Source organism: Methylobacterium sp. WL7, assembly GCF_008040085.1.
Taxonomy (GTDB): domain Bacteria; phylum Pseudomonadota; class Alphaproteobacteria; order Rhizobiales; family Beijerinckiaceae; genus Methylobacterium; species Methylobacterium mesophilicum.
This window is the reverse complement of record NZ_VRVG01000071.1, coordinates 14,762-27,744: the sequence shown is the minus strand read 5'-3', so window position 1 is coordinate 27,744 and position 12,983 is coordinate 14,762. Positions and strand designations below refer to the sequence as shown.

9 protein-coding genes and 1 pseudogene are annotated in these 12,983 nt (G+C 57.9%); 4 read left to right on the top strand and 6 right to left on the bottom strand.

Going from position 1 to position 12,983, the window contains the following annotated elements; all coding sequences use genetic code 11:
- Positions 1-1,916 precede the first annotated feature (1,916 nt).
- Positions 1,917-2,381 (top strand): DUF6641 family protein, encoded by a 465-nt coding sequence (locus tag FV233_RS17850; RefSeq protein ID WP_147898263.1) that lies wholly within the window; start codon positions 1,917-1,919, stop codon positions 2,379-2,381.
- Between the two features lie 237 nt (positions 2,382-2,618).
- Here the strand turns inward: FV233_RS17850 and FV233_RS17845 are convergent, their stop codons facing one another.
- Positions 2,619-3,401 (bottom strand): hypothetical protein, encoded by a 783-nt coding sequence (locus FV233_RS17845; RefSeq protein WP_147898262.1) that lies wholly within the window; start codon positions 3,399-3,401, stop codon positions 2,619-2,621.
- 279 nt (positions 3,402-3,680) lie between these two features.
- On the opposite strand from FV233_RS17845, the gene FV233_RS17840 reads away from it, so the two are divergent.
- Positions 3,681-4,421, top strand: coding sequence for a hypothetical protein (locus FV233_RS17840; protein WP_147898261.1), 741 nt, complete (start codon positions 3,681-3,683; stop codon positions 4,419-4,421).
- A 217-nt stretch (positions 4,422-4,638) separates the two neighbouring features.
- On the opposite strand, the gene FV233_RS17835 is transcribed toward FV233_RS17840, so the two are convergent.
- Together FV233_RS17835 and FV233_RS17830 are read right to left on the bottom strand one after the other, a co-directional pair.
- On the bottom strand, positions 4,639-4,953 hold the full coding sequence (locus FV233_RS17835; protein WP_187278142.1) for a hypothetical protein: 315 nt from the start codon (positions 4,951-4,953) through the stop codon (positions 4,639-4,641).
- A 99-nt stretch (positions 4,954-5,052) separates the two neighbouring features.
- Positions 5,053-5,967, bottom strand: coding sequence for a hypothetical protein (locus FV233_RS17830; protein WP_147898259.1), 915 nt, complete (start codon positions 5,965-5,967; stop codon positions 5,053-5,055).
- A gap of 234 nt (positions 5,968-6,201) precedes the next feature.
- Here FV233_RS17830 and FV233_RS17825 point away from each other — a divergent pair.
- Positions 6,202-7,509 (top strand): annotated as a pseudogene (locus FV233_RS17825) (IS66 family transposase).
- 50 nt (positions 7,510-7,559) lie between these two features.
- On the opposite strand, the gene FV233_RS17820 reads toward FV233_RS17825, so the two are convergent.
- Together FV233_RS17820 and FV233_RS17815 are read right to left on the bottom strand one after the other, a co-directional pair.
- A complete protein-coding gene (locus tag FV233_RS17820) occupies positions 7,560-10,070 on the bottom strand; it encodes a DNA polymerase (protein ID WP_187278141.1) in 2,511 nt (836 codons plus the stop codon).
- Positions 10,071-10,295: 225 nt separating this feature from the next.
- Positions 10,296-10,502, bottom strand: coding sequence for a hypothetical protein (locus FV233_RS17815; RefSeq protein ID WP_147898257.1), 207 nt, complete (start codon positions 10,500-10,502; stop codon positions 10,296-10,298).
- A 174-nt stretch (positions 10,503-10,676) separates the two neighbouring features.
- On the opposite strand from FV233_RS17815, the gene FV233_RS17810 reads away from it, so the two are divergent.
- Positions 10,677-11,342: a hypothetical protein gene (locus FV233_RS17810; protein ID WP_147898256.1), complete on the top strand. Its 666-nt coding sequence runs from the start codon at positions 10,677-10,679 to the stop codon at positions 11,340-11,342.
- 241 nt (positions 11,343-11,583) lie between these two features.
- Here FV233_RS17810 and FV233_RS17805 read toward each other — a convergent pair whose 3' ends face one another.
- Positions 11,584-12,981 carry an LLM class flavin-dependent oxidoreductase gene (locus FV233_RS17805; protein ID WP_246690015.1) on the bottom strand — a complete coding sequence of 466 codons (1,398 nt, stop codon included), beginning with the start codon at positions 12,979-12,981 and terminating at the stop codon, positions 11,584-11,586.
- Positions 12,982-12,983: the final 2 nt, after the last annotated feature.

Here is a 12,983-nt window from a genome sequence, read left to right as displayed (position 1 = left end):
TGTGCTCCGTCGAGCGGGGCTCGTAGATTGGATGTGTCGCATAAACGATCGCGCAGCCGTCAATCTTTGTCCCTGCGGCGCGACAGATTCGTAGCATCAATGCGCAGCACAACTCGATGACGCAGAAGCTGGCGCTTTCCATATGATCTAGCCCGAGCCAGAACGTTAATTTGCGCGATCAAATGACCCATGATTGGGGCAGATATGCCAGATAATACAGTCTAAAGACATATTAAACGCTAATTTTGGGACCATGAGACTTTGCGGTCGTGATTTTTTGAGATAAATTGATGATAAAACAGCGAGCAACAGCAGTCTTGATTTTCATTACCCTATCCGGCCTCGTCACCCCAGCCTGGTCCGAGAGCGAAATGCCTGCTGGCGGAGCATTCATGAGTAGCTATACATTGGACCCCTATTTCGATCCACGATCACAATATTCCCAGCGTCATTCGCTTGGCGACATTCGCGGACAGCCCATGCTGGCAGAACCGCTGGGCGCTCAGCCGCCGTGCGCGCTCTTCGATAAGGTCTGCGCTGACAGGTTTGAGCGGACACGGCACCATGCTTACCCGTAGGGGTAGGATGCTTGCCGTCTGAACGCCGACCATCCGCTCTTCGCGGCCCCAGGCTGAGCGCTGTAAAATCTTTCACACATGTCCAGCACAGCGAAGCCGATCGGACGGAAGATGCTACAGCGCCGGACATGTCCGCTTTCAAGATCCGGTGCACGGCCGTTGAACGACTGGAATGGGCGCAAAGCGGAACGACCGCTTTAATTCTAAACTCAACGCAGTCAGTCCCCAGTTCTCTATCCGGCACACGTCAGACGTTCGGCGCGCGGCTCGGGCGGTACGAACCCATGCTCGTCTGAACCTCATTTTTGTAATAGCTGAGGCAAAAAATGTGATTTTAATATCGATTATAGGTCGCATAAAAAACTTGCGTCAGCAATTCTAGCAACCCAGCGCCAAATACCGGCAAAAATATAATCTGCTGTGTTTGCGGGTCATTAAATGCAAAATGCTTTCGCGTTTCCTGCGGTAACCACCTTCTTCCAGGCTTTTATGATTTCAGTTTATACATCGAGACAGCATATGATAGATTGAGCCGGTTTTCGAAAAGCTCCATCTTCTAAATCGACGTAACCGTGACAGCATCGTGAGGGAGGCGGACTAGACCGAAAATCGATAACACGCCAGTCAAAGTGGGTTTTTAGCTATGGATGCCAGATTAGCACAGCCTCGCCAAAGAGGCATGTTCTGACCCTTGCACTGCAACCCCGTGGTGGCGAATCTATGCACGATTAAGCATCGCGTCTATTAGTGATCGTAATTATTTGTTTGTGTGTCATACTTAGACGAAGTGACGCTGCGAGCTCACCTATCGCATGATTTATTGTGCAGCCTCGATGTAATCTCGAGGCATTCGACTGCTATTGCGCCGGTAAGAACTAGAAGGCCAATGATGATGGACAACCGTGATATGCGTATGATGTCTAAGCTTCATTTGACAGAAAGGGAAGCTGCGAGTTTTCTTGATTCATGGTTCGACGAAGAGAGCCAAGCACGATATGTATTTTTCGATATGCCTGCGCTAGAGAGGACGATTCTGGCTGCGACGACGTTAAAGCTTAATCGTATGAACCATTGAAAATTTTCCAATTGGGCCATAGCTGGCGTTACTTGAGCGGGAGGGGATTAAAATACTGGTATTTCGGACACGATCTTGCATCGCAAAGCTTTCGTGTGACAACCTATTATCACATCAATAAGAGGGGGCATCATTTGGGATGTTTTGACGCTTAGCTCAGCTCTTCTCTTAGGGGGTTATACAATCTTCGGTTGAACGGCAGGATCGCGGCTGTAACGTCCTGTGCATGAGAGCTGACGGAGCTCACATGCGAGGAGACAGTGATGAGTGTGTTGAAGACCCTCAAGCTGAGTGCGGCGGCTCCCACCGCATCGGCCAACGATCCACTGGGCCGTGCAAAGGACAAGCTGCTGGCACAACTGGCCGACCAACGGGAAATGGTGAGCGCCTCGCTGGAAGGCCGCCTGTATGAACCGCCCAAGATGCTGGCTCTGCGCAAGGATGCCAACGGTCAGCGCGTGCGGGTGGAGGTCAACCGCCGCGTGAGCCGGGGTTGGTTTCAGGACCCGGCGGGCACCGTGCACTTCATCATGCGCGTGGGCGGCAAGCCGCTGGAGCTGCAGCCGGGCAAAGCGGCGATCAGTATTGGCAGCCTGGATAAGCTGCCCGGTACCCTGGAGGCGCTGATCACCGCCGTGCGCGCGGGGGAACTGGATCCGCAGATCAAGGAAGCGGCGGCGGCCCGCGGGCTCATGATGGCGGAGCGCCGCAAGCCCCGGGCAGCTTGATCGCTGTGAAAGTGACGGTGAGCGGCATGGCAGATCATGCCGCTCAGTGCGCCGTCTGCTACGTGCGAAGAGGGCCCCGCGTATGAGATCAAAGGCCGCGTTCTACCGGTTATTATGAGCGCAATCTCAAGAGCTTAGGCGAGCCAATTGGGTGGCCAGCTGCTTGCGTACAGAATGACGCGACCCCGCGACTGCGATGTTGCCAACGATTTTCTCAGCTCATCTCCGGCCACCAAGTCAGTGCGAGAGGCCCGTCGGTTTGGCGAGCTTTATGCGAAACCGAATGGCCTGATCGAACAGCGGGGCTTTCCGATATTGCCGATCACGCCGCCACGATGGGTCGCTCTCAGCACCCACCAACCGGGTTTCGAACAGACCCAGCCATGTGAGCGGCCGCAGCACGCGGCTCTCAAAAGCAAACCCTGCGTAATCCGCGGGGCCGTGGTCCAACGCGGGGTCCCAAACCGTACAGCTGCGCATCAGGTCCTCCCGCGCAACCCATTCCGGCGACATGACGGAGAGGCACCACAGCACGATGCCAATGTGGTTCTGCGGCCAGGCCTCCATGGGCACGCGGTCGAAATAGCCGAGGTTGACCCGCCAAAACATCGTCTCGAAAAGGCATCGAAACAGATCGCCGGCTTGCTCCTCATGGGCAAGCACTGCACCAGCTTTGGTCACCAGCAGGCGCCGCTGCCGTTTGCGAAGCAGCTTGGCAGTTTGCGCGATGAGCCGGGTGGCTTCCACGGGCATCACATCGATCTCGTTGAGCACCTTATTCATCGAGAGCACCTGGGCCTTGTCATAGCCGGGCCAGGTCATCGCATCGAAGAGCGCGCGAACGTCGGCGCGGCTAAGCGCCCCCGTGGCGTTCAGCGTGAGGCCAGCGAGAGCTTGAGCCCGCTGGATCATCAGGCGTGTGGTGCCAACCAGTGACACGGTCATCGCGGCATCAGCCGTGGCATCGACGGTGATCACCTCCGGCAGTCCTCCGGCCGACAGCTCCAGCAGTGCATCCAAGCTGGCGTGCGTGAGAAGGCTCCAAACCGGGGGATGGGTAAGCGTGGAAATGCGAGAATATGTGCCACTGCCCCGACGGCGATGGCCAGGGTTTTCAGCGAAGCTCCAGGAGGCTCACCCACACGCTCGAAGGGCTTCCGTGCTGCGAGAGTGCTGAGCCCGCACCCCGCCGGTGCTGGGGCGTCCTGAGCGCGGGATGACAGCTGTCGCTCCGAAGAGAGGGGGCAGCACGTGGCGTGGCCTCGCCCATCTGAACCACCAGGGATACGAGGATAAGGAATGATTGGGCTATGGATCACCAGCACAGCCATCGGCACGCTTGCCGCCTGGTACCTGGGCCTCGATCCATTCGCTCCCTACTTGTACGAGGGCATCATCCTCGGCGCGTTGGTGTTCGGCGCGGGCTTTCTTATCCTCGTAGCGGGTGTGCTCGGCAGCCCCATCCTCATGCTGTTGATTGTGGGCGCCCTCCCCCTGGCGATGGCCTTCAGCGAACACATCCTGCAGAAGGAGATCAAACCCAGCGGTGCTTTCCACCGCTACGGCTCGGATGCACCCGTGGGTCTGCAGACGAGGATCGAAGGCTCACACCTGTACGGGCGGATCACAAACCGGCACGCCCGGGATTGGCTTCGCCTGGCCGTGGTCCACTGCACGCCGGTTTACGCGAACGGCACGCCCAGCCAGCGGGTGCAGGAGATCTCAGTCGGTGCCGGGGGATGGCTCGCCCCGGGTGAGGAGGTGGAGCAGCCCCTGTTGAGCAATTCCGGCATCCTATGGGAGCCCGGCATGAGCATGCGCCTCACCACCTGCGGCATCAGTTCCGCCGATTTCTACGCGGATCCCGAGTTCAAACCCACGTTCACCTACGCCAAGGACAGGGACAACCGTTACGTGTTCGAGGTCACCAACACGCGGCGGGATGCCAACCTGACGCGAGTTGGCTTTTCCTGCTGGGTCTTGAATGCCGCGAGCGGTAGCCAACAGCACAAGCAGGATCTTCGGGTGATCCCTCTCTAAGCGGACAGCTCCAGCTACAGCGTACTGCCCGGAAAAAGCATCGCCCTCTACAACACGGAGCTGTTCGCGGGACGTAGCATAATGAGTTGTGCGGTCAAAGAAACCTTGTGGAGCCAATGAGCGATAGATTTAATTAAACAGAGAGCCTGTACAATTGGGCGCCACCCTATCCAATATGGGTATTTCGGGCTGGCATAGTTAAGCACCCTGAGTCGGATCAATTTCCCAATAAATCACATTTTGTAAAATTATCGGCACGCCACGTGATGTCTGTACGGCACATCCAGGCCAATTTAATCTGCATGAACGCATCGTTGTTCAGCCGTGCAAGCACGGGATCGGTTTGAGTTATGTGAAATCTGCACATGGTTTGCGTTGAGCGGTTTCCAAAACTTGTGCGGACAATTTCCAACTGCAGATCACCCTTGAGCAGCCAGTCGTAAAACTCAGCCTCCTTCGGACCCGTCACGGCGAGGATTTGGGCATTGTCAGCTTGAAATGGCCAATTGTGTTCGGCAAATTGGGAGCTCAAAAATCTAAAACACGTATCCACACCGGTATCCTAAAACGACCAATAATGACACCCTCGCATGGCAGCCAGTTAGTATCATGTATGTAAAAGTACTGACTACTACAACGCACGAACCACAAATCTCAATCTCTCAAACCCACCTCTCTTACACATCAACCACTCCACGTACTCACGTATGTCCTCCTGCTTCCACCAACTACGAACAAATCCCAAACCCCTTTTGGTATCCAATTTTTCCGCAATTGCGCCTTTGAAATCCCGTTCGATTCGAAACTTTAACGCGTACCGGATCACCCCTTTGATGTTCCTCACCACGCTCTGGTCGCGATCAAACGGCTTCAAGCTCACTTGATAGGGAGCGCCGTGTCCACGGGCTCTCAACGCATCAGCGAACTCCTGCGCCGTCACACCGCCCAGCGCTACGATCCCATGCAGGTGCGGTCGCCAAACCGTGCTCTCATAGGCACGCCCAAAAAGGGGCCATCCCAACCCGTGCATGGCAATCCGCTTGTTCCGGCCAAACCCCTCCAGATCTCCATAATCGTCCCGGTCCATTTCCCACCACGCCGTCAGCTGGACATCGTTCCAGCGCGGGTCCTGCCCGCGTTGATACGCGATCATGTTCTGAATTCGCCGCTTGGTCCGTTGGATGCCCGGGTCCACCGTGCTCAGGTCCAGAGTGGGCTCCAGCAGCAGCGTTAGGAACGCCAGCTGCTCGTTGGGAACGCCTGCAAAGGCCTCACCCAGTGCGCGGCCCGTCTCCTTGCCTCGACGACGCAAAAAGCATCTGGGGCACAACGGGATCCCGCAAACCCTCATATTGTTGCGATTTTCGTCCATCTCACCGCAACACGTCATCCTCTCGTACAGCGGATGCATCATCCCCAACGCAGACTGCACCTCCGCCTGCTGCTCCTGCATGCCTGGGCTCAGCCATCGGATCTGACGCCGTTCCCACGGTTCAAACACGCGGATCAGCGCGGCACGGAATTCCCTCATCCTCTCATCCGCCATCAAGTGCTCCTCAGTTTCGCCTGAGGTATTTAGCAATGGCCTATCCCAGCATTCACGGGGTGAAATCCACCAACCGAGTTGGCGAAAACACATGACCCGCAGAGCAACGCTCTGCGGGTCATGTGTTTAAAACAATTTAATGGTAATAACCCAGGGGGCATACAGCGACTGCGGCTCGCATCATGCGGGCGTTTCCCTCTTGCAGAGTTTGGATTTCGCTGATTCCTTCGTGGGATGGGGCGCAGCGATCTTGAGCGGTTGAGACGCGAGGAGCTGATCGATCCTTCGACAAGCTCAGGATGAGGTGGTGCTGCGGATGCAGAGTCCGGACAAGACCTCGCGCACGTCCTCGAAGCCACCGTCGACCGACCGTAAGGAGAGCCGCGAGCAGGCCAAGCCCGGCGGGGCCAAGCCCGGGCACGAAGGCCACAACCGCGTGATGAGCGAGGATCCCGACGCAGTCGTCGAGCATCTTCCCCACCGCTGCGCGTGCTGCGGTGGCGCCCTGCACTAGGATCTTGCCGCCGAGGTCGTCAGCGTCTCTGAGCGGATCGAGCTGCCGGCGGTGATGCCGGTCGTGACGCAGCATCGGCGCCTTGCCGTTCATTGTCCGACCTGCGGGACGCAGGCAGCCGCACCGGAGCCGGAGGCGGCCCGCGGCACGCCGTTCGGCCCGCGGCTGCATGCGGTGGCGACGTATCTGAGGACCTTTCAGGCGCTCTCCTACGAGCGGCTGCAAGCGGCCTTGTCGGACGTGTTTGGCCTGACGCTCAGCCAGGGCAGGTGGATGAACCTGCTCCGCCGTGCGCAGGGCTGCTTCCGTCCCGGTCGCGAGATCGCCGTGTCAGCCCTGCGCCGGGCCGCCGTCGTCGCCTCGGACGAGACCGGCGTGCGGATCGACGGCAGCAACGCCTTTCAGTGGGTTTTCCACGCGGCTGACGCCGTGGTGCACACGGCCTCACCGACGCGGGGCGCTGTCGTAGTGTGGGAGATGATGGACGGGTATCGGCCGACGGTGTGGATCTCGGATCGCTACACCGCCCAGCAGGGTCATGCCGCCGAACACCAGACCTGCCTCGCCTATCTCGCCCGCGACGTCGCCTACCTTGTCGAGGCGAGCGACGATCCGGTGCCCTGGCGCCTGCAGCTCTAGCTGCAATCCGTGTTCGCTCTGGCCAAGCGCGTCACCACCTTGGCCACCTCGACACGCGCAGGAGCCTGGATCGACAACTCGGGGCCATCCTCACCACACCGAGCCGCTGCGACCTGACCCACGATCTGTAGGCCAAGATCGGCCGCGCTCGCGGTCAGCTCCTGGTGTTACTCGCCCACCCCGGCTCGGTCGAGCCGACCAACAACGGTTCGGAGAGGCTGCTGCGTCCCTCCGTGATCCAGCGCAAGATCACCAACGGCTACCGCGCGATGTGGGCTGCCGAGGGTGAGGCCGACATCCGCACCGTCGTCGATACCGCCCGCCTCACAGATACCAGCCCGTTCACCACCATTCTCAAAACCGTCAGCGCCCGCGACACGGGTAAGTAATTACATCTTATGTCCCACTTGCGCGGAATCCAAGATGAAAATGAAAAGAACTAACGACCTAATTCGCCATTAATTTTCTTCAAATCTTCATCAGCAAACAGGTGGAATAATTCGAAACTTGAAAATTGCTCCACAATCACCCGTACGAAATTAACAGCTTCCCCATCACAGCGCAGCTTGACTTCACAGAGAGATGCGTTGTCGCGAGCGGCGTTCTTCACAGCCATCTCAGACGTTTTGATCCCCTTGAGACTAAGGAAATCGGCCAGTTCTCGATAGCTCCATCCCTCCTTCGAGATTCCCCATTCATTTCTCACGAACGCACGCAGGAACAGCCGTTTCAGGACACCCTTGGTGCCATCGCGTCGAAGGCCGATTCCACGACCGGGAGCACCAATGCGAGCCGTTTGATCACAGTAGGCGGTCCAGTCGTCGTAGTCCTGGAGCGTTTTCAGGACGCGACCCATGCCCACCGCGCCTTTGCGCCAGCCATCAAACCGTGCCCGCACCTCCAAGGCTTCCTGTACGCTGCGCCAGGGCCTTGACTGGAACGCGAGATGCTGCCGCCCACGCACCTCGCGTTCTAGTGGGCGCTCCGGGCAGCGCTTCATATCGAACTCCAAGTTCAACCTCGGCTCCCGGAGCAGATCGGTTAAATCGCTCTCGTTGAGCCACATCTCGCGACTGCTGATCAACGTTTTGTAAGCGTGCCGCTGCCCGGGCGTTCTCTCCAGATACAGATCCAGCATATACTCGTTTGGATCAGCCGCCTCTGCAGGTGGTCGAACGCCTGCCTTGGCCATCACGATCTTGAAGCCATCGATGCCTTGAACCGTGAGCTGACCGCGCGTTCGCATGGCGAGCACTTGTCGGACTCTATGCTTTTCTTCGAGGATGATCCTCTCGCCGAATAGGCGTTCTCTCAGATCGAGAAAGGCCTCACATAGCGGGCCGGAAACGTCGATCTCACTCAGAGGAGCATCAGTGAGGAAACCGTCCGTGGTCACGCTGACGACCATACGGTCCGAAGGCACAGCCGCGATCAACTCCCCCACTACCGCGCGAATAAAACTCGTAACATAAGCGGCAAAATAGGGATTTGTAATCGACGACGGTCTCAGTTCCTCCGTGTAGCCTCTACGAGCATTAAAAACTCGCTTGGGATGTACGCCTTGAGCTGTCTTACCGTAGAGACTGTTGCCGATTTCTTTGTAAAGCTTCTCCTCCAACGATCCCGCACCATACTCTGCAACGGCCAGACGTCTTTTGGTCTGGATCATTCTTGTGAAGGGTTCGAATAATCGCTCATCATTGTCCCACGGAATAACAAGTCCGTTGACGATTTCGATCCGAGCTCCCAACCTCCTCGCAAGTACGAGTTCGGGCGAAGCACAGACGCTCTCCCCCTCCAGTGGAAACATCAGTCCATGATCGGTTCGAACCGGAAGGCATGGAAAACGCGTTCCCTCGGGAAACTCAAATCTCACATGCGCAAGACCCAAGACATCAACTGAAAAATCTTCGAGATTTTTCGAAGTATGGATCCCCTCATAATCCAGCGGACGAACCGCGCACATCGCCGTCGTGTATGCCCCGGGTAAGTCGTAATCATAGAACTCGCCTTCGGGGGTTGGTCCGCAGAAAAAACACTCGTTGCGACCACCCAAATATGCTGCAGCGGCAAATTCCTCAAAGAGTTGACGAGATGTAACCGACGCGATCCGTTTGACGGTACGAAATTTATTGCTTTGATCATAAAACAGCGTTCGCTTCTCGACACGAAACCCCAGCGCATCGTTGAGGTCAACATCGTCTTCCTGAGCCTGAAGTCGCAACATAGCGGGTCCAAACCCCGCCAAGGTCGCCGGCAAACTTTTCAACCCATTTTCATGAGCAAACTCAGCCATGCGGATGCCGTAGGCTAAGGTGATATCGACATCACGCATCGCGTACGCCCGGAATGCCTCAGGCCGTTCGCGAAAGAATTTGCGCATCCCACCTTTTGTATAACCGGGCGGAAGCTCAACTTTCGGTATCTTGAGAAATTTGCCGACGGTGTCCAAGCCAGCACGGCCGGGGGTAAGAAGCAGCGTATCAATGAAGCGGAGCCCAACAAGCTCGGGCATACCATCGTCGCCAGGAACAATCAGTGCTTCCCTGTGCTGCGTGCGCTTGCGGTCTGAGAGTTCAGGCAGCTCCTCTTCACCAAGCGCAACCGATAGCGATCGGACAACGAAAGTTTTCCCGATAGCGTCGAATTCATCCTTCCGCGCCCAGAAATCGAAGAACGTAGTTACATCGGCGCGAAGAAAATGCCCAAACACAGTGACCTGATCAGGCCACTCCGCGATCACACCAGCCTTTCGAGCCTTCTTCAGCATTAATTTTATGGCCGCCGCGAATCTCATTCGAGCGCTGCGATTGGCACTATCAATGACCACCATTTCCGAAATAGATCGGTCTTCACATTGAATTTTGAATTGAATAGTTAGTAGGTGGAGACGAGGTCGGTCCATGCCGAGTTCGGCCGGCAGAGTTTCATACTCGGTATCCACCGCCATGTAGACAGGCGGCCCATTATACTTCCGGACACGGGGCTTCCTCCCCGGAGCGAACCGCTGGCGAAGCTTGGTCGCCTTTGAGGTGTAAGTTGATGACGATGATTCCCCAACGGGAGAATTACACTTTTCAGTATTTAGTCCTGCTGCCATCAGTTGTCTCCTAAAATAAAAGAGGGCGCCGAAGCGCCCTCTCTAGAGGTATAAATTAGTTTAAGCGTCGAGATATTAGTCCATCAACCTCGATTTAAGGTCTTGATAGAACGCTCCAAGATCCCCAACATCGTCGTCTTCGACTGAGGCGATAAGCGCCCCGCCTGTTCCGATGACTACGACCTTCCCGTCTAGTGGCTTCGCCACCTTGACCTCGTCAATTCGAAAAATCCCTTTGGTTCCGGCATCTACCCACTTCGAGTTCTTCTTCCGCTCGGTCATCGTGACTCCTGTTCAGTTGGGCGACCTAGTGCCGCCGCCTCTCGTCGAGGCACCCCAGTCGTATCAACCTTTCAGCAATATGCCAAACTAGCATATTGCTGATACGACTACGTAGGCTGGCGTTGCTCTCATGCATGGGGTAGTGAGACGAACGAGGAGCGATGTGACGGTTCCATGGCCCAAAAAACGCAAAACGTGATGACCCAGGAAATTGCCAAGGAGACCCTAAGCGATCTCCTTGCCGCTTTTAAGTATCTCGAGGCATCAGCGCCCGACCTAACTTTCGAAGGATTTAAAGCTCTTTTAGTAATAGCTCATGCAAGCTGGGATAAGGACCGCTTACGTCTTGCAGATGTAACTAAAATTGCGAAAGTACTGGATAAAAGTCCCTCAAGAGGAAGTCGAATTATTGGCGCTCTTTCAGATCCAAAGGGATTAGCGTTGGTAGAAGCGAGATCGGGACTTTCGGGGACGCGATCCGAGTCTCTTATTCTTACCGGACGCGGCAAAGATATTGTTTCTTCGTTTCTTAAGGTGTTAACAAAACGTCAAATCGAAGAGCTTCCATTTCAAGATTTCGAAGGCCTTCAAGCTGCGAGGGAGTCTGCTCGAGAATCCAACAGGAGTTCAGAATTATATCTCAAGCAGAGCGACTACGACAAGGATACTTTAACGCTCAAAGTAGGCCCGAAGTCTGACGTTATGTCAGGTGAAGTACAGGAATGGTGCCGCGATAATTTGGGTTCGCCACCGAAAATGACGCCTATTGGGGATCAAGTTTCTGTGTCTTTCGCGAAAGTCTCTGATGCCGTTTATTTCAAGCTTCGCTGGTGCTGGTGAGTGCGTTTGGCTTTCGGCGCTTGCTTCCGGCTGCCATGACACAGTCCCAGCTCATCCGCTGGCATGTGGGGCCTACGATTCTGAAAAAAAAGAGGATCAGTTCCGCCGTAGCGCAGGGCTAGCGTAGCCCTTCGCCGAGCTCTGCTATGTCAATGGCTTAGCTCTGCTCGCGCTCAGATCATAATCCTCGTGTCGGGGGTTCGAGTCCCTCTCCCGCTACCATTGGTTTCAACCCGCCCGGTCAATGACGTGGCGGGTTTTCTTTTGACTTCGCGGCGTTCGCAGGCGCTCGGTCGATTGCCGCAAGCAATGAGTTCCGGTTGGCGGACGGCTTCCAGGCCGGGCGTTCGAGGCCGAGATGGTCCCGGAGCGTCACGCCGGAATAGTCCCTCCGGAACAGGCCGCGCCGTTGCAGGATCGGCACGACGGCCTCCACGAAGGTTTCGAGGCCGTCCGGCAGGACGTCCGGCATCAGGTTGAACCCGTCGGCGGCGCCCGCCCGGAACCAGGCCTCGATGTCGTCGGCGACCTGCTCCGGCGTGCCCACGACGATGCGGTGGCCGACGCCGCCGCCGAGGGCGCGGAGCAGCTGGCGCACCGTCAGATTGTCCCGGCGGGCCAGGGCGACGGTGCCGGTGAACATCGTGTGGTTGGCATCGGGCGGCAGCGGCAGCGGGTCGGGCAGCGGCTTGTCGAGGTGGAGCCGCTCGGGGTCGATCCGGAGCGTCCCGGCGAGGCGCGCCAAGCTGTACTCCAGCGGAACCAGCTCCCACAGCGCGTCCTGGCGCCGACGCGCCTCGGCCTCCGTGGCGCCGATCACCGTGGCGAGACCGGGCAGCACCACGATCGCGGCCGGATCCCGGCCGTAGCGCGCGGCCCGGGCGCGGAGGTCCGCGGCATAGGCCGCGCCGTCCGGGATGGTCTGGGCGAGGGAGAACACCGCGTCCGCGGTGGCGGCGGCGAGGTCGCGGCCGTCCTCCGAGCCGCCAGCCTGCACGGTCACGGGCCTCCCTTGCGGCGAGCGCGGCACGGTGAGCGGGCCGGCGACGCTGTAGTGGGTGCCGCGATGGTCGATCGCGTGGACCTTGGCGCCGTCGGCGAAGCGGCCGCTCGCCTTGTCGCCCACCAGGGCGTCGTCCTCCCAGCTGTCCCAGAGGGCGTGGACGACCTCCGTGAACTCGCGGGCGCGGGCGTAGCGCGCCCCGTGCTCGGAGACCCCGGCGAAGCCGAAATTGCGGCCCGCGGCGGCGTCCGCCGTGGTGACCACGTTCCAGCCGACCCGGCCGCGGCTGACGAGGTCGAGGGTCGCGAAGCGCCGGGCCAAATTGTAGGGCTCGTTGTAGCTGGTCGAGGCGGTCGCGATCAGCCCGACATGGGTGGTCGCCGCAGCCACGCTCGCCAGCACGATGGTCGGTTCGAAGGCCATGAACGGCCGGTAGTCGATCCGGTCGTTGATCGCCGGCGTGTCGGCCAAGAAGATCGCGTCGAACTTGCCCCGCTCCGCGATGCGGGCGACCCGCACGTAGTGGTCGATGTCGACGAAGGCGTCCGGCCGGCTGTCCGGCAATCGCCAGGCCGAGGGATAGACGCCGGAATGCAGCAGGTTGACGTTGAGGTGAAGCTGGCGCTGCGCGGTCATCG